At 62.0% G+C, this 22,759-nt stretch carries 18 protein-coding genes; 15 read left to right on the top strand and 3 right to left on the bottom strand.

Going from position 1 to position 22,759, the window contains the following annotated elements; translation table 11 throughout:
* Positions 1–2 precede the first annotated feature (2 nt).
* A complete protein-coding gene (betI, locus tag U4Y88_RS06165) occupies positions 3–614 on the bottom strand; it encodes a transcriptional regulator BetI (RefSeq protein WP_224011664.1) in 612 nt (203 codons plus the stop codon).
* Between the two features lie 355 nt (positions 615–969).
* Here betI and U4Y88_RS06160 point away from each other — a divergent pair, with 355 nt between their 5' ends.
* Positions 970–2,112, top strand: coding sequence for a porin (locus tag U4Y88_RS06160; RefSeq protein WP_224011663.1), 1,143 nt, complete (start codon positions 970–972; stop codon positions 2,110–2,112).
* A gap of 44 nt (positions 2,113–2,156) precedes the next feature.
* Here U4Y88_RS06160 and U4Y88_RS06155 read toward each other — a convergent pair whose 3' ends face one another.
* Positions 2,157–3,029: a DUF5672 family protein gene (locus U4Y88_RS06155; protein WP_321782925.1), complete on the bottom strand. Its 873-nt coding sequence runs from the start codon at positions 3,027–3,029 to the stop codon at positions 2,157–2,159.
* A gap of 396 nt (positions 3,030–3,425) precedes the next feature.
* Here U4Y88_RS06155 and U4Y88_RS06150 point away from each other — a divergent pair, with 396 nt between their 5' ends.
* The 7 genes from U4Y88_RS06150 (at position 3,426) to fdhA (ending at position 11,849) form a co-directional block, all read left to right on the top strand.
* Positions 3,426–4,811 (top strand): L-serine ammonia-lyase, encoded by a 1,386-nt coding sequence (locus tag U4Y88_RS06150; RefSeq protein WP_321782923.1) that lies wholly within the window; start codon positions 3,426–3,428, stop codon positions 4,809–4,811.
* A 40-nt stretch (positions 4,812–4,851) separates the two neighbouring features.
* Positions 4,852–6,096 carry a sarcosine oxidase subunit beta family protein gene (locus U4Y88_RS06145; RefSeq protein WP_224011660.1) on the top strand — a complete coding sequence of 415 codons (1,245 nt, stop codon included), beginning with the start codon at positions 4,852–4,854 and terminating at the stop codon, positions 6,094–6,096.
* A 25-nt stretch (positions 6,097–6,121) separates the two neighbouring features.
* Complete coding sequence (locus U4Y88_RS06140) at positions 6,122–6,433, top strand: sarcosine oxidase subunit delta (RefSeq protein WP_224011659.1); 312 nt, start codon at positions 6,122–6,124, stop codon at positions 6,431–6,433.
* Positions 6,430–9,438 (top strand): sarcosine oxidase subunit alpha family protein, encoded by a 3,009-nt coding sequence (locus tag U4Y88_RS06135; protein WP_321782921.1) that lies wholly within the window; start codon positions 6,430–6,432, stop codon positions 9,436–9,438. The genes U4Y88_RS06140 and U4Y88_RS06135 overlap by 4 nt, the downstream gene beginning before the upstream one ends.
* Entirely contained in the window at positions 9,428–10,063 is a 636-nt protein-coding gene (locus U4Y88_RS06130; RefSeq protein ID WP_321782919.1) for a sarcosine oxidase subunit gamma, read from the top strand. Before U4Y88_RS06135 ends, U4Y88_RS06130 begins: the two co-directional genes overlap by 11 nt.
* Positions 10,060–10,512, top strand: a complete 453-nt coding sequence (locus U4Y88_RS06125) for a dihydroneopterin aldolase (protein ID WP_321782917.1) — start codon at positions 10,060–10,062, stop codon at positions 10,510–10,512. The genes U4Y88_RS06130 and U4Y88_RS06125 overlap by 4 nt, the downstream gene beginning before the upstream one ends.
* 140 nt (positions 10,513–10,652) lie before the next feature.
* On the top strand, positions 10,653–11,849 hold the full coding sequence (fdhA, locus tag U4Y88_RS06120; RefSeq protein WP_310632389.1) for a formaldehyde dehydrogenase, glutathione-independent: 1,197 nt from the start codon (positions 10,653–10,655) through the stop codon (positions 11,847–11,849).
* Positions 11,850–11,939: 90 nt separating this feature from the next.
* On the opposite strand, the gene U4Y88_RS06115 is transcribed toward fdhA, so the two are convergent.
* A complete protein-coding gene (locus tag U4Y88_RS06115; RefSeq protein ID WP_224011654.1) occupies positions 11,940–12,962 on the bottom strand; it encodes a GlxA family transcriptional regulator in 1,023 nt (340 codons plus the stop codon).
* Between the two features lie 761 nt (positions 12,963–13,723).
* Between U4Y88_RS06115 and U4Y88_RS06110 the strand changes: the two genes are divergently transcribed.
* From U4Y88_RS06110 to U4Y88_RS06080, 7 genes are all read left to right on the top strand, one after another.
* Entirely contained in the window at positions 13,724–14,695 is a 972-nt protein-coding gene (locus U4Y88_RS06110; protein ID WP_310632391.1) for a dipeptidase, read from the top strand.
* A 155-nt stretch (positions 14,696–14,850) separates the two neighbouring features.
* On the top strand, positions 14,851–15,384 hold the full coding sequence (locus tag U4Y88_RS06105; protein ID WP_224011651.1) for a DUF5943 domain-containing protein: 534 nt from the start codon (positions 14,851–14,853) through the stop codon (positions 15,382–15,384).
* Positions 15,385–15,475: 91 nt separating this feature from the next.
* Positions 15,476–17,539 (top strand): NADH:flavin oxidoreductase, encoded by a 2,064-nt coding sequence (locus U4Y88_RS06100; RefSeq protein WP_224011650.1) that lies wholly within the window; start codon positions 15,476–15,478, stop codon positions 17,537–17,539.
* 3 nt (positions 17,540–17,542) lie between these two features.
* Positions 17,543–19,471 carry a (Fe-S)-binding protein gene (locus U4Y88_RS06095; RefSeq protein WP_321782915.1) on the top strand — a complete coding sequence of 643 codons (1,929 nt, stop codon included), beginning with the start codon at positions 17,543–17,545 and terminating at the stop codon, positions 19,469–19,471.
* Between the two features lie 13 nt (positions 19,472–19,484).
* Positions 19,485–20,669: an electron transfer flavoprotein subunit alpha/FixB family protein gene (locus U4Y88_RS06090; RefSeq protein ID WP_321782984.1), complete on the top strand. Its 1,185-nt coding sequence runs from the start codon at positions 19,485–19,487 to the stop codon at positions 20,667–20,669.
* Positions 20,666–21,457 carry an electron transfer flavoprotein subunit beta/FixA family protein gene (locus tag U4Y88_RS06085; RefSeq protein ID WP_321782913.1) on the top strand — a complete coding sequence of 264 codons (792 nt, stop codon included), beginning with the start codon at positions 20,666–20,668 and terminating at the stop codon, positions 21,455–21,457. Before U4Y88_RS06090 ends, U4Y88_RS06085 begins: the two co-directional genes overlap by 4 nt.
* Before the next feature lie 49 nt (positions 21,458–21,506).
* Positions 21,507–22,748 (top strand): aromatic ring-hydroxylating oxygenase subunit alpha, encoded by a 1,242-nt coding sequence (locus U4Y88_RS06080; RefSeq protein WP_224011647.1) that lies wholly within the window; start codon positions 21,507–21,509, stop codon positions 22,746–22,748.
* The last annotated feature ends 11 nt before the right edge of the window (positions 22,749–22,759 follow it).

Here is a 22,759-nt window from a genome sequence, read left to right as displayed (position 1 = left end):
GGTTAGGCCGACTTGCGCGTGCGCGCCTTGGCGCGCGCGTCGAGCAGCAGGTCGATGTAATCGTTGGCAAGCCGCAAGGCGGCTTTTGTGTCGAAGGGTTCGCCGGTCGTCGCGCCGCGCAGCCAGAGTCCGTCGATCATGGCGGCGAGCCCCGTAGCGGCGCGCCGGGACGCGACGCGCGGCAGGGCTTTTTCGAATTCAGCGCAGAGGTTCGAATAGAGCCGCCGCGTATTCACGCGTTGCAGACGGCGCAGCGCGGGCTGATGCATGCTCTCGGCCCAGAACGCGAGCCAGGTTTTCATGACCGGCGTATTGACCTGCGAGACGTCGAAATTCGCGGCGACGATCGCACGCAGACGCGCGCGCGGCTCGGGCTTCGCGGCCAGCCGGCGGCGCATGGTGGCTTCCCACAGATCGCGCAATACGTGGCGCATGGTGGCTTCGAGCAGCCCGTCCTTGCCGCCGAAATAATGGCTGACGATACCGGTCGAGATATTGGCGCGCTGCGCGACAGTTGCAAGCGTCGTGCCCGACAGACCTGCCTGGTCGATGGTCTGAAGCGTCGCATCGATGAGTTGGGCGCGACGCAGGTCGCGCATTCCGATCTTGGGCATGATGATTCTGGACGGACGGGGAGGACTTCACTCTAATTATTTTTTATTGAATGATCAATCAATAAAAACGTTGCGTTCACGCTGCGACGCATTTGCAAAAGCGCGCGTCGGATTGTCGATGGTCGGGCCGCTCGCAACGCCTCGCGAGCCTTGCTGCATAACGATTTGCACGCTTTTCTCAGGGTTGTCCACGCATCGCGCATGTCGCGCCAGCGCCAGTGCGCGTCGTTTGCGCGCAAGTTGCGCGAGATTTGGACGCTTACGTTTGGTCCGTCCGCACGGGCTGGCAACACGCTGCCAGACCTTGAAACGCGGCTCATTTCAACCGTTTCGCGAGTCACGAGAGACCGACACCATGAGAAAAGCAAACGCACTGGTACTGACCGCAATCGCACTGGCGCTTTCCACCCTGGCGAGCACAAGTCACGCACAAAGCAGCGTCACGATGTACGGCATCATCGATGCGGGCGTGACTTACGTAAGCAATGCAGGCGGCTCGCATCAAGTGAAATTCGACGACGGCATTTCGTATGCGAACCGCTGGGGGATCAAGGGCACGGAAGATCTCGGCGGCGGCGTGAAAGCGGTGTTCGAGCTCGAGAGCGGCTTTCACCTCGGCAGCGGCACGCTCGCGAATGGCGGTTCGCTATTCGGCCGCGCGGCCTATGTCGGCTTGCAAAGCGATTGGGGCACGCTCACGTTCGGCAATCAGATCGATATGACCCAGGAGATGGTTTATCTCTTCAACGTCACGGCGTGGGCAAGCGGTTACGCGATCAATCAAGGCGACTTCGACCGCATGAATGGCGACCATCTGCCGAATTCGGTGAAGTTCATGTCGAACACGTATGGCGGTTTCCAGTTCGGCGGCATGTATTCGTTCAGCAATACGCCGGGCGATTTTCATACGGGCAGTGCGTGGAGCGTGGGCGCGCAATATCAGCATGGTGCGTTCGCAATGGGCGCGGCCTATACGCAGTTGAATAATCCGTCCGGGATTTATGCATTCGATCCTTATGCGATGATCGGCGTGCATACGTTCTTCGGACGTCCGACCGTGAGCGTCGACCCCACCACGGGCGCGGTCACCGATCTCTATGCGGACAGCGCATTTCCCGTCGATAAACAAGGCACATTCGGTGTTGGCGCGAGTTATGCCATTGGCGACGTGACCTTGATGGGCGATTTCACTTATACGCAAATCAAGGCGTTTGGCGAGAGCGAGCACATGCTCGTGGCCGAAGGCGGCGCCGATTGGCAGATCACGCCCGCGCTCGCGCTGATTGGCGGCTACCAGTACACGCATTTCGACGGCCATCACTGGAATCAGCTTTCGGCGGGGCTGCATTACGCGCTGTCGAAACGGACCGACGTTTATGTGTCCGGCGACTGGCTGAAGGCTTCGCAAGGCGTCGACGCCGTGATCGGCTATAGCTTCACGCCGTCGTCGACCACGACGCAAGCCGATGTGCGGATCGGCATGCGCCATTCCTTCTGAGTTGTTTAAGCGAGCGCCGCGCATGGCGCGGCGCAGCAAGTCTTTTAATCGTCAGACGGCCAATGAATGCGGTAGCCAACATCGCGGAACCAGTCCGCGATCCACGCTTCTCCATAGGTCGATGCGGCGAGTTCCCGGGAAGCCTCATAGCGAATGATTTTGCGGCTTTCATCGGCTATTTTGCGCATTTTGCTATGGTGGCCGAAAATGTGCCGGACGGATTCGCGGCTATGCAATAGCGGTGCGGCATGCTCGATGGAGAAGCGTTTGGCGATATCCAGTGGCGGGAATTTCACACCCGCTCGTTCGAGCACCTGCCGTGCGCAAAGGCAGAGCCACACGTCTTCGTTCACTTCGTCGCCGTCCCACTGCATCGCATGAGGCGCGTCGGCGCTAATCGAAGGGACAGGAATCTGGAACGGAATCCTCAGGCTTCGTGGAGCGTCCAGCAATTTCTTGCTGCGCAAACTGAAGCCGCCATTGAAGATGTTATCGACACGCGCGCCGCGTAGGACATCCTCAACCCATGAAAAGCCACGGCGAAAGACCGGCTGATCGTGTTGATAGACGCGCGCCAGATGAATGGGTGCGCCCAGATAGTCGTAATCGAAAAACTCGGGTCTCCAGTTTCTCGAATCGACAGCCCAACCGTCATCCTGAACAACCAGCGCGAATTCAGTCTCGATAAATTGACCGAGCGAATAGAGTATGAAAATCGAATACTCGAGATATCCAAAAGGCCTGATTTGAATGTGTCGGACGCGGTCCTGCATGCCGGCCGGTCGGGCCGGGCTAATAAGCAAGCCCCGGCTGCCAGGTAACTGCTGCATGCTGAGTTCGATCGCCGAAAGCGCACCCGACGCGACCGCCTGCAATCCCGTTACGCTAACCACGGTAATACGCGAAAAATCGCTCAAAGTTCGCCGCCCTGTTAATGATCGGGAATAGTCGCTTTGGAAAGGGAAGGCGACGGCGTGAAAGCGAATGCTTTCACTGCGTAAGAAAATGCTAGCGTGCGCCTCCTGCGGCAGACATCGGATACGTCTGAATTAATGCGCTCGTCATTCGCGGCGCATTCGTGACCAGAGCCTCGCGCCGCTAGCCATGTGACCGTCCGACGAGCGGTATCGAGCCGCCATCGCGGCGGTCTGAAACCCACGTCGCCCGGCACCCGCCCACCCGCCCAGACGCCGCTCCGCCCCGGCTGGCGGGGCCATCCACGCGCAATGGCGCTTTTGTTCTATCGGATGCGCGCTCCGATTTGGTCTACTCATTCCAACGTCACTCATGCCACTCCACGCCGGAGAAGTCAGATGAATGTCAGCGTCTTCGACCTGTTCAAGATTGGGATCGGCCCGTCGAGCTCGCATACCGTCGGTCCGATGGTTGCCGCTTGCCGCTTCGTGTCCCATATCGAGGACGCCAATCTGCTGGGTTTTGTGCGCCGCGTGAAAGCCGAGTTGTACGGCTCGCTCGGCGCGACCGGCAAGGGGCACGGAACCGACAAGGCCGTGCTGCTCGGCCTCGAAGGAAACTTGCCCGATTCGATCGATCCCGACCAGATCGAGCCGCGTCTCGCCGCCATTCGCCGCGAGAAAACCCTGACGCTGCTCGGCAAGCAATCGATTCGTTTCGATGAAAAAGAATGCATCGGCTTTTATCGCCGAACGATGGGCGGCGCGAACACCCTGCATTCGAATGGCATGCGCTTTCAGGCCTTCGATGAAAACGGCCAGTTGCTGATCGAGAAAGAGTATTACTCGGTCGGCGGCGGCTTCGTGGTGAATCGCGAAGGCGATCGCGTCAACGGCGTGCGCGCCGGTCACGAGATGCCGTATCCGTTTCGCACCGGCGAAGATCTGCTGCGCGTCTGCAATGCGAGCGGCCTGTCGATTGCCGAAGTCACGTTCGCCAATGAAAGCGCCGCGCGTGCACCCGAAGACGTGCGCGAAGGCCTGATGGCGATCTGGCGCACGATGGCCGCATGCGTGGAGCGCGGCTGCAAGATGCACGGCCAGTTGCCCGGACCGATGCAGGTCAAGCGCCGCGCCGCCGATCTCGCCGTGCAATTGCGCGCGCGTTCCGAAGAGGCGCTGCGCGATCCGCTCTCGATGCTCGATTGGGTGAATCTCTACGCGATGGCGGTGAACGAGGAAAACGCCGCGGGCGGCCGTGTCGTCACCGCGCCGACCAATGGCGCAGCCGGCGTGATTCCCGCCGTGCTCCACTACTACGTGAAATTCGTGCCCGGTGCGAATGAAAAAGGCATCGTCGATTTTCTGCTGACCGCCGCTGCGATTGGTGTCATTTACAAGGAAACGGCCTCGATTTCCGGTGCCGAAGTGGGTTGCCAGGGAGAAGTGGGCGTGGCCTGTTCGATGGCCGCTGCCGCGCTCGCAGCCGTGATGGGCGGCACGCCGTTGCAGGTCGAGAATGCCGCCGAAATCGGCATGGAACACAACCTCGGCATGACGTGCGATCCCGTCGGCGGCCTCGTGCAGATTCCCTGCATCGAGCGTAACGCGATGGGCGCGATCAAGGCGCTGAATGCCGCGCGTATGGCGCTCAAGGGCAACGGCCAGCACTACGTCACGCTCGACAACGTCATCAAGACGATGCGCGAAACGGGCGCCGACATGAAGACGAAATACAAGGAGACGTCACGCGGTGGACTCGCCGTGAACGTCATCGAATGCTAATGGAAATGCGCAAACGGAAACACGCAAAGGGGTCTGCGAGATGAGCCGCTATTCGATATTCAGTCTGTTCCGCAACGGGTTGTCGTATCACGAGAACTGGGAGCGGCAGTGGAGAAGTCCCGAGCCGAAAAAGGAGTACGACGTGGTGATCGTCGGCGGCGGCGGACATGGTCTCGCGACCGCGTATTACCTCGCGAAAGAACACGGCGTGAAGAACGTCGCGATTCTGGAAAAGGGCTGGATTGGCGGCGGCAATACCGCGCGCAATACCACCATCGTGCGTTCGAATTATCTGTGGGACGAGTCTGCCGCACTTTACGAAAAGGCCATGAAACTGTGGGAAGGACTCGCGCAGGATCTCAACTATAACGTGATGTTCAGCCAGCGCGGCGTGATGAATCTCGCCCATACGCTGCAGGACGTGCGCGACACCGAGCGCCGCGTGAATGCGAACAGGCTCAACGGGGTGGATGCCGAATTCCTGACGCCGGAACAGATCAAGGAAATCGAGCCGACGATCAATCTGCATAGCCGTTATCCGGTGCTGGGCGCGTCGATTCAGCGCCGTGCGGGCGTGGCGCGCCACGACGCCGTGGCGTGGGGCTTCGCACGCGGCGCGGATCAGGCGGGCGTGGACATTATTCAGAATTGCCAGGTCACCGGCATTCGCCGCGACGGTGGCCGCGTGATCGGCGTCGATACGGTGAAGGGCTTCATCAAGGCGAAGAAAGTGGCGGTGGTCGCCGCGGGCAATACCACCACGCTTGCCGATATGGCCGGCGTGCGTCTGCCGCTCGAAAGCCATCCGTTGCAGGCGCTGGTGTCGGAGCCGATCAAGCCGGTCGTGAACACGGTGATCATGTCGAACGCGGTGCACGCCTATATCAGCCAGTCCGACAAGGGCGATCTCGTGATCGGCGCGGGCGTCGATCAATACACCGGTTTTGGCCAGCGCGGCAGTTTCAACATCATCGAAGGCACGTTGCAGGCGATCGTCGAAATGTTCCCGGTGTTCTCGCGCGTGCGCATGAATCGCCAGTGGGGCGGCATTGTCGACGTCTCGCCGGACGCGTGCCCGATCATCAGCAAGACCGACGTGAAAGGCCTCTATTTCAATTGCGGCTGGGGCACGGGCGGCTTCAAGGCGACGCCCGGTTCGGGCTGGGTGTTCGCACACACCATCGCGAACGACGAACCGCATCCGCTCAATGCGCCGTTCTCGCTGGACCGCTTCTACACCGGCCATCTGATCGACGAACACGGCGCGGCCGCCGTGGCCCACTAATCAACGCACACAGGACACACACATCATGCTGCTGATCGAATGCCCCTGGTGCGGGCCACGTGCCGAAGTCGAATTCACCTGCGGAGGCGAAGCGGAAATCGCGCGCCCGCTCGACACCGACGCGCTGAGCGACAAAGAGTGGGGCGACTATCTTTTCATGCGCCACAATCCGCGCGGCGTGCATAAAGAGCAATGGCTGCACGCGCAAGGCTGCCGCCGCTGGTTCATGGCCACGCGCGATACCGTGACTTACGAAATTCAAAGCTACGAGAAGTTCGGTGCGAGCCATCACGCGAGCAACGAAAAGGATCAGGCAAAAGGGAGCGCACAGCGATGAGCCAGAAGAACCGCCTCGGCGCCGGTGGGCGCATCAACCGCGCGATTCCGCTGACGTTCACGTTCAACGGCCGCACGTATCAGGGTTATCAGGGCGATACGCTCGCTTCCGCGCTGCTCGCGAACGACGTGCATTTCGTCGCGCGCAGTTTCAAATATCACCGCCCGCGCGGCATCGTGACGGCGGATGTGGCCGAGCCGAATGCCGTCGTGCAACTCGAACGCGGCGCGCATACCGTGCCGAATGCGCGCGCGACCGAAATCGAGTTGTATCAAGGGCTGGTCGCGAATAGCGTCAACGCCGAGCCGAACCTCGAAAACGATCGCATGGCGATCAATCAAAAGTTCTCGCGCTTTTTGCCCGCGGGCTTTTACTACAAGACGTTTATGTGGCCGCGTAAATGGTGGCCGAAATACGAAGAGAAGATTCGCGACGCGGCGGGCCTCGGCAAATCGCCCGAAGTGCGCGACGGCGACCGCTACGACAAGTGCTTCGCGCATTGCGATGTGCTCGTGATCGGCGGCGGCCCGACGGGTCTCGCGGCGGCGCACACGGCCGGTCTGAGCGGCGCGCGCGTGATGCTGATCGACGACCAGCGTGAGCTGGGCGGCAGCCTGCTCGGTTGCAAGGCGGAGATCGACGGCAAACCCGCGCTGCAATGGGTCGAAAAGATCGAAGCGGAACTGGCCGCGATGCCCGACGTGAAGATCCTCTCGCGCAGCACGGCGTTCGGCTATCAGGATCACAATCTCGTGACCGTCGCGCAACGCTTGACCGATCATCTGCCGGTTTCCACGCGCCACGGTTCGCGCGAATTGCTGTGGAAGATCCGCGCGAAGCGCGTGATTCTCGCCACGGGTGCGCAAGAGCGTCCTATCGTGTTCGGCAATAACGATTTGCCGGGCATTATGCTCGCGTCGTCGGTGTCGACTTATCTGCATCGCTATGGCGTGATTCCGGGCCGCAATGCCGTGGTGTTCACGAATAACGATGCGGGTTATCGCTGCGCGCTCGATCTCAAGGCGTGCGGTGCGAACGTGACGCTTGTCGATTCACGTTCGCAAGGCAGCGGTGCACTGCAAAGTGCCGCGCGCCGCCAGGGCGTGAAGATCATGAACAACGCGGCGATCATGGCCGCACACGGCAAACTGCGTGTGAATGCCGTGGACGTGGTCGCGTATGCGAACGGCAAAACCGGCGCGAAACAAGCGACGCTGCCGTGCGATCTCGTGGCGATGTCGGGCGGCTTCAGCCCCGTGCTGCATCTGTTCGCACAGTCGGGCGGCAAGGCGCTCTGGAACGACACGAAAGCCTGCTTCATGCCGGGCAAGCGCGTGCAACCCGAAGTGAGCGTGGGCGGGGCGGTGGGCGAGTTCAGTCTCGCGCGCGGCCTGACGCTCGCCGTCGATGCGGGCATCGACGCGTCACAGGCGCTCGGCTTCAAACTCGGGCGCCCGAACGTGCCGAAGACGGCGGAGATCAGCGAATCGCCGCTCGAACCGCTGTGGCTCGTGGGCAGCCGTGCAGAGGCGGCGCGTGGCCCGAAGCAGTTCGTCGATTTCCAGAACGACGTCTCGGCGGCCGATATTCTGCTCGCGGCACGCGAAGGTTTTGAATCGGTCGAGCACGTCAAGCGTTATACGGCGATGGGTTTCGGCACCGATCAGGGCAAGCTCGGCAATATCAACGGCATGGCGATTCTCGCGGCGGCGCTCGGCAAGACGATTCCTGAAACCGGCACGACGACGTTCCGCCCGAATTACACGCCGGTGACATTCGGTACGTTCGCGGGACGCGAGCTCGGCGATTTTCTCGATCCTGTGCGCAAGACCTGCGTTCACGAATGGCACGTCGAACACGGTGCGATGTTCGAGGACGTCGGCAACTGGAAACGCCCGTGGTATTTCCCGAAGCGCGGCGAGGATCTTCATGCGGCCGTGAAGCGCGAATGTCTGGCGGTGCGCAATAGCGTGGGCATACTCGATGCGTCGACGCTCGGCAAGATCGATATTCAAGGACCGGACGCCGCCAAACTGCTCAATTGGGTTTATACGAATCCGTGGAGCAAGCTCGAAGTCGGTAAATGCCGTTACGGCCTCATGCTCGACGAAAACGGCATGGTGTTCGACGACGGCGTGACCGTGCGCCTCGGCCCGCAGCATTACATGATGACGACCACGACCGGCGGCGCCGCGCGCGTGCTCACGTGGCTCGAACGCTGGCTGCAAACCGAATGGCCCGATATGAAAGTGCGGCTCGCTTCGGTGACCGACCACTGGGCGACGTTCGCGGTGGTCGGGCCGAAAAGCCGCAAGGTGCTGCAAAAGATCTGTGAAGACATCGACTTCGATAACGCCGCGTTTCCGTTCATGTCGTATCGCAACGGCACCGTCGCGGGCGTGAAATCGCGCGTCATGCGTATCAGCTTCTCGGGCGAACTCGCGTATGAAGTGAATGTGCCGGCCAATGCGGGCCGCGCCGTGTGGGAAGCGTTGATGAAAGCGGGCGCCGAATTCGACATCACGCCGTACGGCACGGAAACGATGCACGTGCTGCGTGCGGAGAAGGGCTACATCATCGTCGGCCAGGATACCGATGGATCGGTGACGCCGTTCGATCTCGGCATGGGCGGTCTTGTTTCGCAGACCAAGGACTTCCTCGGCCGACGCTCGCTCAAGCGTTCCGATACGGCAAAAGAAGGGCGAAAGCAGTTCGTCGGCCTGCTCACCGACGATCCGCAATACGTGCTGACCGAAGGCAGCCAGATCGTCGCGGAAAGCGCGCGCGCCGGCAGCGATGGCACCACGCCGATGATCGGTCACGTGACGTCGAGTTATCAAAGCCCGATTCTCGAACGCTCGATTGCGCTCGCCGTCGTCAAGGGCGGGTTGGACAAGATGGGCGAACGCGTGGTGATTCCGCTCGCCGACGGGCGGCGTGTGGGCGCGAAGATCGTCAGCCCGGTTTTCTACGATATTGAAGGGGTGCGTCAGCATGTGGAATGAAACGAGAGATCCGATGCCCCTCGCGGAGCGTGCGGTTAGCGTGAATCTGGAGTCGCCGTTTATCGGCGTGGACGATTTGCTCAAGGCGCAGGACGCGCGCCTGTCGAAAGCGTTCGTGTTGCGCGAGCAGCCGTTTCGCGATCTGGTGAATGTGCGCGGTGAATTGAGCGATCCGGCATTCGTCGCGGCATTCGAGCGGACGGTCGGCTGCCGTCCGCCCGCCGCGCCGAATACCGTGACGCATAGCGCCAACTACGACGTGCTGTGGCTGGGCCCCGACGAATGGCTCGTGCGTTCGAGCGCGCCCGTGCGCGCGGGCGTGCTCGAAGCGAAGCTTGCGCCCGAGTTGGGCGAATGCTACGCGGCGGCCGTCGACGTCGGCAGCGGCTATACCGTGGTGGAGATCGAAGGCACGCGCGTGCGCGAAGTGCTGTCGCGCGGTTGCCCGCTCGATCTGCATCCGGCGCTGTTCAAGCCGGGACAATGCGCGCAAAGCCTCTATTTCAAGGCCTCGATCGTGTTGATTCCCATCGCGGCGGATCGCTTCGAACTCGTCATTCGACGCAGTTTCGCTGACTACTTCTGCCGCATCATGCTCGATGCCGCCGCGTCGATCACGCCATGAAGATCGTCGATGGGACGTTCGACGCGGCGGTCGGCGCGTTCGATGGCACACATGGGCGCGGGCGCGGCTGGAGCGTGTTTGTCGAAGCGCTCAGCGTGCCCGCGCGCATTGGCATTCATCCGCATGAACATGGGCAGCCGCAGCCGCTCGTGATCGACGCGCAGCTCGGCTATGGCCGCGCGCCAAAAGAAGCGGGCGACTGGATCGATTATGAAAGCTGGTGCGCGCGCATTGCGGATTTTCTCGCGCACAAAACGCATACGCGCCTGCTCGAAACGTTGGTGGCCGATATGGCGGCGCTGTCGTTTCGCGAATGGCCCGCATTGGAGACGCTCACGCTCGCGGTGCATAAGCCGAAGATCCGGCCCGGCACGCGGCGCGTGGGCGTGTCGCTTGAATGGACGCGCGCGGATTATCTGCAATGGAGCGCGACGACGGTGAATACGTGATTGTCGGCATGGTGCAAACACGCGTCGGGTTTTGCATGGTTTGAAGGGTCCACACGGCGCTACGCTCGAATCATCGCCGCTGCAGAAGTCGCTCTATAACGCAGCGGCGGTTTCCATCTACAACGAAACGGAGACAAGCGATGAGTGGCAATCGAGGCGTCGTGTATCTGGGACCGGGCAAGGTCGATGTGCAGAAGATCGATTATCCGAAGATGGTCGATCCGAGCGGCCGCAAGATCGGTCATGGCGTGATACTCAAGGTCGTCAGCACGAATATCTGCGGCTCGGATCAGCATATGGTGCGCGGACGCACGACGGCGCCGGTCGGCCTCGTGCTGGGACATGAAATCACGGGCGAAGTGGTCGAGGTCGGCAACGATGTCGAAACGCTCAAGCTCGGCGATCTCGTTTCCGTGCCGTTCAACGTGGCGTGCGGGCGTTGCGCGATGTGCAAGGAGCAGAACACCGGCGTGTGCCTGAACGTGAATCCGTCGCGCGCGGGCGGGGCCTACGGTTACGTCGATATGGGCGGCTGGATCGGCGGTCAGGCCGAATACGTGCTCGTGCCGTATGCCGATTTCAATCTGCTCAAATTCCCCGATCGCGATCAGGCGATGTCGAAGATTCGCGATCTCACCTGTCTCTCGGATATTCTGCCGACGGGCTATCACGGCGCCGTGACGGCGGGCGTGAAGCCCGGGTCGACGGTTTATGTCGCGGGCGCGGGTCCGGTCGGCATGGCGGCGGCGGCATCGGCGCGCCTGCTCGGCGCGGCGTGCACGATCGTCGGCGACATGAATGCGGAACGCCTCGCGCATGCGAAGGCGATGGGTTTTGAAGTCGTCGATCTCTCGAAAGACGCCACGCTCGGCGAACAGGTCGAACAGATTCTCGGCAAGCCCGAAGTCGATTGCGCCGTGGATTGCGTGGGTTTCGAAGCGCATGGTCACGGCGCCTCGGGTCATGCGGAGGAGGCGCCCGCCACGGTGCTCAATTCGCTGATGGAAATTACGCGGCCCGCGGGCATGATCGGCATTCCGGGTCTTTACGTGACCGACGATCCGGGCGCGCGCGATATCGCCGCGCAGCACGGCAGCCTGAGCATCCGCTTCGGCCTTGGCTGGGCGAAGTCGCACACCTTCCATACCGGCCAGACGCCGGTGCTCAAATACAACCGCAATCTCATGCAGGCGATTCTGTTCGATCGTTTGCCGATTGCGAAAATCGTCAACGTCTCGGTGATTTCGCTCGACGAAGCGCCGCAAGGCTATAAGCAATTCGATGGCGGCGCGCCGCGCAAGTTCGTGATCGATCCGCACGGCATGCTGGCCGCCTGATAGCTCAGGATCGATGCGATGAATAACGGGCGACCGGTGTGAGCCGGTCGCCCGAATGGCGTTGCTTCAAAGCGTTAGAGCGTTAAAGCGTTAGACGTGTGCGCTGAGCATCGGCAGCAAGGTCTTGGGCGTATCGGCACCCGAAAGCGGCGCGAGGCGCTTGCGGCGCTCGGCAGTGGGCGCGCTGCCGAATGCGTCGCGATAGCTCTTGCTGAAATGACACGCCGACTGAAAACCGCACGCCATGGTGATCTGCATGATCGACATATCGGTTTGCAGCAGCAGTTCGCGTGCGCGGCGCAGGCGCAAGGTCAGATAGTAATGCGTGGGCGTCATGCCCAGATGCTCATGAAAGAGCCGCTGCAACTGACGTTGCGACATATTCGCGAGCCGCGCGAGTTCCTCGCGTGACAGCGGCTCCTCGATGTTGTTCTCCATGAGCGAGATGACTTCGAAAAGCGACTTGTTCGCCGAACCGAGCCGCGCGACCAGCGGCATGCGCTGTTGTGCGCTGGTGTCGCGCACGTGTTCGACCACGAACTGCTCGGCGATCTGCGTGACGCGCGCCGTCCCCACGCGCGTGGTGATCAGATTGAGCATCATGTCGAGCGGCGCGACGCCGCCCGTGCAGGTCACGCGGTCGCGATCGATCACGAAAAGCTCTTTGAGAAAGCGTGTGGACGGAAATTCCTCTTTCAGCGCCGACATGTTTTCCCAGTGAATCGCGCACGCATAGCCGGCAAGCAGGCCCGCCTTGGCGAGCGCATAAGTGCCGGTGCACAGGCTGCCGAGAACGACGCCCGAGCGCGCGAAACGCCGCAGCACGGCGAGATGCGCGGCCGTGGTGGCGCGCTGCACGTCGATGCCGCCGCAGACGAAGACGATGTCGGGCTGCCCGACGCATTCGGCCGGGCCGGTGTCGATGGACAGGCCGTTGCTCGATGCGACCGGACCGCCGTCCGGGCTGATGATCGACCAGCGGTAAAGTGGTTGCCCGCTCAGGTAGTTAGCCATGCGAAGCACTTCGATGGCGTTCGTGAACGCGATCATCGTGAAGTCGGGCAGCGGCATAAACGCGAAGTGCGCTAACGACGCTGTGCGGTCGGGCAACATGTGGGGGGCCATTCCTTTGTAGTCGGTAGCCTGAGAAGGCCGGGGTCCCGGGCCAGGCTACCGCAATTCTGGAATCGGGCAAGGGCAGTGTGCCATGCGGCAAAACCCTAAGTCCACGACGTCAAAAATCCGCGCTGCACAAAAAACACGAGCGTGCGGCAATGCTGGTGCAGCGCTGCCCCGGTTACTGGCGGCGTGCACCATCAAAACCGCATCGCCCTTGCGCGGTGCATAAAAAACTTGTTTCGGATCGGGAAGTATTCGATTTCGCATAGCCGTTCGTATCGGCACCTACGCGAGCCGATCCACTTTAAGTCCACTTCCGAATTCGACCGCGCGTCGAACCGCGCGTGGCCTTACTTGTGAAAAATGGACGCGGATGGCGGAAAAGGTAAAGAACGCGTCTGAATTCATACATCGGCGCCGAATTCGAACGACAAGAATAGAGCCGTCGGCCAGAACCTTGCGCAACGGCGGCTAAGCCAGGCGGGGCGGGCCTTCCGCGTTACCGGCCAATTCTTTCTATTCGTCACGGACGCCTTATGTCGAACACGGATGCCTTCTTCTCGCCCACGCTCGCTCAGCGCGACGCCGCAGTGCGCGGCAGCGAATGCGCAGACGAAATCGAAACGCTCGCCATCGATCGTCTGAAGAATCCGCATTCGCGCTCGGCCAGTGCTTCCCGGTCGGCACGTACGCATAAAGCGCATCACGCGTAGCACCCAATCATTCACATCCCCACGCCCGTTTCGGAGTCGGCAATGAGCAACCTGCACGAAAACAGCATCATCATCGATGGCCTGAACATTTCGAAGTTCGACCGCTCGGTATTCGAGGACATGCGCAAAGGCGGGATTACCGCGGCGAACTGCACGGTGTCCGTGTGGGAGAGCTTTACGAAGACCGTCGATAACATCGCGCAGATGAAACAGCAGATTCGCGACAATAGCGAATTGCTCACGCTCGTGCGCACGACCGACGATATTCAGCGCGCGAAAAAGGAAAACCGAACGGGTGTGATTCTCGGCTTCCAGAACGCGCACGCGTTCGAAGACAACATCGGCTATATCGAAGCCTTCGCCGATATGGGCGTGCGTGTGGTGCAGCTTTGCTACAACACGCAAAATCTCGTGGGCACCGGTTGTTATGAACGCGACGGCGGCCTGTCCGATTTCGGCCGCGAAGTGATCACGGAAATGAATCGTGTGGGGATCATGGTCGATCTTTCGCATGTGGGCGGCAATACGTCTTCGGAGGCGATCGCGTTTTCGAAGAAGCCCGTGTGCTATTCGCACTGCCTGCCTTCCGGCCTCAAGGAACATCCGCGCAACAAGAGCGACGCGCAACTCAAGGAAATCGCCGATGCAGGCGGTTTCGTCGGCGTGACGATGTTCGCGCCGTTCCTCAAGCGCGGAATCGACGCGAGCGTCGAAGACTATATCGAAGCGATCGACTACGTGGTGAATCTGATCGGCGAGGATTCGGTCGGTATCGGCACCGACTTCACGCAAGGTTACAGCGTGGACTTCTTCGATTGGCTCACGCACGACAAGGGCCGTTATCGCCGCCTGACGAATTTCGGCAAGGTCGTGAATCCCGAAGGCATTCGCACGATCGGCGAATTCCCGAACCTCACGGCGGCGATGGAACGCGCGGGCTGGAAAGAATCGCGCATCCGCAAAATCATGGGCGAAAACTGGGTGCGCGTATTCCGCGACGTCTGGGGCGCGTGATTTTGACGTGATGCATTTCGCGCGATTCATCGCGCGCGAATCAATATCACTCAATATAAAAATCGCCATTCCGAAACCCGATGGGCGGATGCCGTTTGCAAACGGCGTCCGCATCGCAGCAAACCTATAACACGCTTGATCTGGAGCCCCACGACATGCAACCGCAACTGCCGATCGACGTCGATGCGAATACTGGCGTCTGGACGACCGACGCCCTGCCGATGCTCTATGTGCCGCGTCACTTCTTCACCAACAATCACACTGCTGTCGAAGAGGCGTTGGGCCGCGAGACTTACGCGGAGATTCTGTATAAGGCCGGTTATAAATCCGCGTATCACTGGTGCGCGAAGGAAGCCGAGAAGCACGGCATGAGCGGCATGGCGGTATTCGAGCATTATCTGAAGCGCCTCTCGCAGCGCGGCTGGGGCCTCTTCACGATTGTCGAAGCCGATCCGGCGACGGCGCGCGCGCGTATCGAGTTGCGGCATTCGTCGTTCGTGCTTGCGCAGCCGGGCAAGCACGGCAAGCTCTGCTACATGTTCGCTGGTTGGTTCGCGGGCGCGATGGACTGGGTGAACGACACAGCGGGCCAGGGCACGCATGCGCCGCGCGCGCAATCGAAAGAAGTGCAATGCGCGGCGGAAGGTCATGCGCACTGTGTTTTCGAAGTGTCGCCGATAGCGGCCTGACGCATTCCGCGCGACCGAATCATCCGCTGCATAAAAGTCCCTGCATTACGACATACACGACGAATTACGCGAACACCCGAGGCCGTCAGCGATGCGCTATCCACACTTGTTCAAACCCTTGACGCTCAATCAACTCACGCTGCGCAACCGCATCGTGAGTACCGCCCACGCCGAGGTGTATGCCGAGCCGGGCGGACTGCCGGGCGACCGCTATATCCGCTATTACGAGGAGAAGGCCAAGGGCGGCGTCGGCCTCGCGGTGTGCGGCGGGTCGAGTCCGGTGTCGATCGACAGTCCGCAAGGCTGGTGGAAATCGGTGAATCTCTCGACCGACAAGATCGTCGATCCGCTCGCGCGTCTCGCGGAAGCCATGCATCGGCACGGCGCGAAGATCATGATTCAGGCCACGCATATGGGACGCCGTTCGGCATTTCATGGCGAGCATTGGCCGCATCTGATGACGCCGTCGGGCGTGCGCGAACCGGTGCATCGCGGTAATGCGAAGATCATCGAGGTGGAGGAAATCCGCCGCATTATCGGCGACTTCGCGGCCGCGGCGAAACGCGTGAAAGACGCGGGCATGGACGGCATTGAAATCTCCGCTGCGCATCAGCATTTGATCGACCAGTTCTGGAGTCCGCGCACCAACTTTCGTACCGACGAATGGGGCGGCTCGCTGAAGAACCGATTGCGTTTCGGCGTGGAAGTGCTCGAAGCGGTGCGTGAAGCGGTCGGCAAGGACTTCTGTGTCGGCTTGCGCATGTGCGGCGATGAATTCCACGAAGACGGCCTCGATCACGAGCAATTGAAAGAGATCGCGCAGGCGATGGCGGAAACCGGTTTGATCGATTACATCGGCGTGATCGGTTCGGGCGCGGATACGCACAATACGCTCGCCAATTGCATGCCGCCGATGGCGCTGCCGCCCGAGCCGTTCGTGCATCTCGCGGCGGGCATCAAGTCGGTAGTGAATCTGCCGGTCATGCACGCGCAGAGCATTCGCGATGCGGGTCAGGCCGAGCGTTTGCTTGCGAACGGCATGGTCGATCTCGTGGGCATGACGCGCGCGCAGATTGCCGACCCGCATATGGTCATCAAGATTCGCGATGGCCGCGAAGATGAAATCAAGCAGTGCGTGGGCGCGAATTATTGTATCGACCGCCAGTACAACGGCCTCGACGTGCTGTGTGTGCAGAACGCCGCGACGTCGCGCGAAGCAACCATGCCGCACGTGATCGAAAAATCGCGCGGACCGAAGCGCAAGGTGGTCGTGGTGGGCGCCGGTCCGGCGGGTCTTGAAGCGGCGCGCGTGGCGCGTCTGCGCGGTCACGATGTCGTGCTGTTCGAAAAGAGCGACGCGGTGGGCGGGCAGATTCTGCTTGCGGCCAAGGCGCCGCAGCGCGAGCAGATGGCGGGCATCGTGCGCTGGTTCGATATGGAAACGAAGCGTATCGGCGTCGATCGCCGTCTCGGTGTGGCCGCCGACGAGAAGACCATTCTCGCCGAGAAGCCCGACATCATCGTGCTGGCGACCGGCGGTTCGGCGTTCACGCAGCAGGTGCCCGCGTGGGGCGTGGAAGAGGGGCTTGCCGTGAGTTCGTGGGACATTCTCTCGGGCCGCGTGGAGCCGAAACAGAATGTGCTGGTCTACGACGGCGTGAGCACGCATGCGGGCGCGGGCGTGGCCGATTTCATTTCGAGCCGCGGCTCGAAGGTGGAAATCGTGACGCCCGATGTGAAAGTGGCCGACGACGTGGGCGGCACGACGTTCCCGATTTTCTATCGGCGCCTCTACGCGCAGGGCGTGATTCATACGCCGAATTACTGGCTCGACCGTGTGTACGAAGAGGACGGCAAGAAGATCGCCGTGCTGCGCAATGAATATACGGAGGAGCAGGAGGAGCGTGCCGTCGATCAGGTCGTGATCGAAAACGGCAGCACGCCGAACGACGCGCTCTACTGGACGCTCAAGACGGAGTCGCTCAATCGTGGCCAGGTGGACGTGCACAAGCTGTTCGCCGCCGAGCCGCAGCCCTCGCTTGCCGAAGAACTGGGCAATGGCCGCTTTCTGCTGTTTCGCGTAGGCGACTGCATATCGATGCACAACATCCACGGCGCGATTTACGACGCGCTGCGGCTCGCGAAGGACTTCTGATCCATGAATCCGACCTGGCTGATTACCGCGCTGCTGTGGCTGTCGATGGCGGGGCTGGCGTTCGCGGTCGCCAAGCGCGCCGCATACTGGCGGGTGGGACGCGCAGCGGCGTCTTCGTCCACTGGCATCGACAAGCTGTTCAGCATTCCGAAGCGATATTTCGTCGACTTGCATCACGTGGTTGCGCGCGATCCGTATATCGCCAAAACGCACGTCGCGACGGCGGGCGGCGCGATTGCGGCACTCGCGCTCGTGTTCATCAACTATGGGCTGGCCATCTACTCGCCGTGGCTCGACAAGCTGATCTTTCTTGCGGCGTTGGCGATGCTGATCGGCGTGGTGTTCGTGTGGCGTCGCCGTCATGCGAAGCAGGTGCCCGCGCGGCTCTCGCGCGGTCCGTGGAATGCGCTGCCGTGGCTGCTCGGTTCGTTCGCGCTGGGCGTGGCGTTGTTCACACTGATCCCTGCCAGCGCGATGTCGGGCGGCTTCGCGGTGTTGTGCGCCGCGCTGATCGCCGTGGGTGCCTTCGCGATGACGTTCGGCGCGGCGAAAGGCGGCCCGATGAAGCACGCGGTGGCGGGCTTGCTGCATCTCGCGTTTCATCCGCGTCAGGAGCGCTTTGCCGCGACGCGTGAAAGCTGGACGGGCAATGGCACCGCCACGCCGCCCACTGCTTTGAAACTCGCCGATGTCGAGCAGCAGCAGGAATATGGCGTTGCGAAAGCGGTGGAGTTTCGCTGGAATCAATTGCTGAGTTTCGACGCCTGCGTGCAATGCGGTAAATGCGAGGCCGCGTGTCCCGCGTTCGCAGCCGGTCAGCCGCTTAATCCGAAGAAGCTGATTCAGGATCTCGTGGTCGGCATGGCGGGCGGAACGGATGCCGCGTATGCGGGCAGCCCGACGCCTGGCATTCCTGTGGGACAACATCGCGGCACGCCGGAGGGGCCGATTGTTTCCGGCTTGATCGAGGCGCAGACGCTGTGGTCGTGCACCACGTGCCGCGCCTGCGTGCAGGAGTGCCCGATGCTGATCGAGCACGTCGATGCGATCGTCGATATGCGCCGCAATCAGACGCTCGTGCATGGCACGGTGCCTGGCAAAGGCCCTGAAGTGCTCGCGAACCTGCGCGAAACGGGGACGGCGGGCGGCTACGACAAGGCGGCGCGTTATGACTGGTCGGTGGATCTGACTGCACCGATTGCGCAGCCGGGCAAGCGTGTCGACGTGCTGCTCGTTGCGGGCGAAGGCGCGTTCGATATGCGCTATCAACGCACGCTGCGCGCGCTCGTCAAAGTGCTGAACAAGGCGGGAGTGAATTACGCCGTGCTCGGCGCGCAGGAAGCGGATACCGGCGATGTCGCGCGCCGTCTCGGTGACGAAGCCACGTTCCAGCACATGGCGCAGCAGATGATGCGCACGCTCGCGACGTTGAGTTTCGCGCGCATCGTCACTGCCGATCCGCATGTGATGCATAGCCTGCGCAATGAGTATCGCGCATTGGGCGCGCGTTACGAGGTGCTGCATCACACGACCTTGCTCGCGGAACTGGCGGCGAGCGGACGCATCGCGCCGAAGGCCGCCGAAGCGCTGCGCGACAAGCGCACCACCTATCACGATCCCTGCTACCTGGGCCGCTACAACGGCGAGATCGACGCGCCGCGCAAGCTGCTCAAGACCATCGGCATTCAGGTCGTGGAAATGGAGCGCAACGGCATGCGTGGACGGTGTTGCGGCGGTGGCGGCGGCGCGCCGCTGACCGATATTCCGGGCAAGCAGCGCATTCCCGATATCCGCATGGCCGACGCGCGCGCCGTGGGCGCGGAAGTGGTCGCCGTGGCGTGCCCGAACTGCACAGCGATGCTCGAAGGCGTCGTGGGGCCGCGCGCCGAAGTGCTCGACGTGGCCGAGCTTGTGGCTGCTTCGCTGGAGTGAATCGATGAATGCAATGACGAATGCAATCAAGCGGATCGATCCGCGCCGGCCTTTCATCGTGACGGCAGCGGGGCTGCGTCGAATCACGCTCGGCGAGACCGGCGGCGCGAATACGGATGAGGTGCAATGGAGCGCGCATGGCGCTCACGGCAGCGCAACGAAACCGCGCAGGACGATCAGTGATCCGAAGCAAATGATGCTGGTTGCGGCGCATACGGATCGCGGCGCGCTCGACGATCACGCGTGCCAGGCCATCGCCGCCGCAGCGCTCCTCGCAGACGCGCAGACCGAAGTCGCGTTGCTCGTGTTCGGCGAACTCAAGGACGACACGGCCGCGCTGGGCGTGGACAAGCTGATCGAATTGCCCGATTACGATCGCCGAACCTTTGCGCCGGAAAGCGAGTTGCGCGCGTTGCAGGCGTGCGCGGCGGCGCTCGCGCCGCGCCACGTGCTGCTGCCCGACAACGCAAGCGGCGACGGCGATCTCGGCCGCCGTTATGCCGCCTCGACCGGTGCGAGCGTCGCCACGCACGTGGTGGAGATCGACGCAAAACAGGTGGGCGTTTACGAGCAGGCGAGGCGCGCATTTGCCACGCGCGCTTTGCCCGACGTGATCCTGCTAGCGCCCAACGCGGTGGAGGCGAAGCTGCCTTTCATCGGCGCGGGCGAGCGCCTGGCCGGTGATTTCATTCGCCCGGCGAGCGAACTCGCGCAACCGTATCGCGACCTCGGCGTCGAGGAGATCAACGCGGCGCAGGTCGCGCTGGAGGAGGCCGACTTCATCGTCTCGGCGGGCAATGGCGTGAGCGACGTCGCGTCGTTCGAGCAGCTCGCGAGCGTGTTCGGCGCGGCGATCGGTGCGAGCCGCGTGGCGGTCGACAACGGCCATTTCACGCGCGACAAACAGGTGGGAGCGACCGGCAAGACGGTGGAAGCGAGCGTGTATATCGCGTTCGGCATTTCGGGCGCGGTGCAGCATTTGCAGGGCATCAAGGATTGCCGCCATGTGATCGCCGTGAATCTCGACGGCAGCGCGCCCATCGCCAAACGCGCGAATCTCACCGTGGTCGGCGACGCGCAAGCCACGATCGCCGCTCTGATCGAACAGGTGCAAACGGCGCGCGGCGCATCACGCGCGACGTCGAACGAAACACGCGCCGACGCGCGCGAACGTCATCCCGCAGGAGTGGCCGCATGAATGCACAACGACGAATCGAACGCATCGCGGTGCTCGTTTCGACGGGACGCCATCCCGTGAGCGGCACGCCGCGCTACAGCCGCAACGATGCGCTCGCGCTGGAACTCGGCCGCAAGCTCGCGGAACAACATCGCGCGAAGCTCGACGTAATCCATGCGGGCGATCCGCATGATCCCGCCTTGAACGACTATCTCGCGCTCGGTGCGCGCGAGGTGGAAGTGCTCGCGTGCGGCGAGCACGACGACGCGGCGCGCGCACTGGCCGAACGCGTGCGCGGCTACGACCTCGTGCTGACCGGCACGCGCGCGGAAGGCGCGCACGACTCCGGCATGTTGCCGTATGGCGTGGCGGCGGCACTCGCGTTGCCGATCGTCGGCGGCGCGGTCGATATCGACATCGATGCCGCGAGCGGCAGCGCGATCGTGCGCCAGTTCTTGCCGAAGGGCCTGCGCCGCCGCGTGCAAACGACGCTGCCCGCGGTGATCGCCGTACATCCGCTCGCCAACGCGCAGCCGCGCTATGCGTATGCACGTCTGCGCGCGGGCGCGATCCGGCCTGCGGTCTTCGGGCGCTTCAAGTCTGACGAATCCGGCGCGTGGCGCGTGGGACCGGTAGAGCGCAAACCGGTGAAATTCGCCGCCGCTGAAAAGCGCTCGGGACACGCGCGCATGCTCTCCGCCACCACGACCGAAAGCCGCGGCGGCAACGTCGTAATTGAAGGGAGTTCGGTCGAAAAAGCACAAGTGATACTCGCGTATTTGCGCGAGCATCAACTCATCGATTATTGAATTTGCCGGTCTGTCGGCAAGAACCCGGATGCAAAATACGGAGCACACGATGAACGTATCGGCAGACATTCGCGCACTGCTGGCGCGCCGCGAAGAAGGTTACAGCCTCGAAGCGCCGTTTTACCGTAACGAAGAAATTTTCGCCCTCGACATGGAGGCGATTTTCCGTCAACACTGGATTCAGGTGGCCGTGGAGCCGGAAGTGCCGGAGCCCGGCGACTATGTGACCGTGGAACTGGGCGGCGACTCGATCCTGATCGTGCGCGACGACGACATGCAGGTACGCGCGTTCCATAACGTCTGCCGCCATCGCGGCGCGCGCCTGTGCAACGAGCAGAAGGGCACGGTGGGCAATATCGTCTGCCCGTATCACAGCTGGACCTATAACCTCACGGGCGAGCTGATGTTCGCCGAGCACATGGGCGAGCAGTTCGACCGCTGCAAGCACAGCCTGAAGCCGGTCCACGTGCAAAACCTGGCAGGCCTGATCTTCGTGTGTCTCGCCGACGAACCGCCTGCCGATTTCGCCATGATGCGCGCGGCGATGGAGCCGTATCTGCTGCCCCACGATCTGCCGTCGTGCAAGGTGGCCGCGCAGATTGACATCATCGAAAAGGGCAATTGGAAGCTCGTGATGGAAAACAATCGCGAGTGCTATCACTGCGTCGCGAACCATCCCGAGCTCACCATTTCGCTTTACGAATATGGTTTCGGCTATCAGCGTACGGAGGCGAATGCCGACGGCATGGATGCGTTCGAACGCACCTGCACCGAACGCGCGCAGCAGTGGGAAAAGATGAATCTGCCTTCGGTGGAAATCGAAAAACTGCTCGACGTCACGGGCTTTCGCACGCAGCGTCTGCCGCTCGACCGCAGCGGCGAATCGCAGACGCTCGACGCAAAAGTGGCGTCGAAAAAACTGCTCGGCGAATTCCGCAATGCCGATCTGGGTGGCCTGTCGTTCTGGACGCAGCCGAATTCCTGGCATCACTTCATGAGCGATCACATCGTGTCGTTCTCGGTGATTCCGTTGTCGGCCGGCGAGACGCTCGTGCGCACGCGCTGGCTCGTGCATCAGGACGCGCGCGAAGGCGTCGACTACGACGTGGCGAATCTCACGGCGGTCTGGAACGCGACCAACGACCAGGACCGCACGCTCGTCGAGTATTCGCAGCGCGGCGTGGCGAGCAGCGCGTATGAACCGGGCCCGTATTCGCCGTACACCGAAGGACTGGTGGAGAAGTTCACGGCCTGGTATCTGAGCCGTCTTGCCGAGAATATCGGCGCATAACGTAGAACGCG

The organism is Paraburkholderia sp. J94 (assembly GCF_905220285.1).
GTDB lineage: Bacteria > Pseudomonadota > Gammaproteobacteria > Burkholderiales > Burkholderiaceae > Paraburkholderia > Paraburkholderia tropica_A.
The sequence above is the reverse complement of the archived record's forward strand: the minus strand, read 5'-3'. Positions and strand labels throughout refer to the sequence as shown.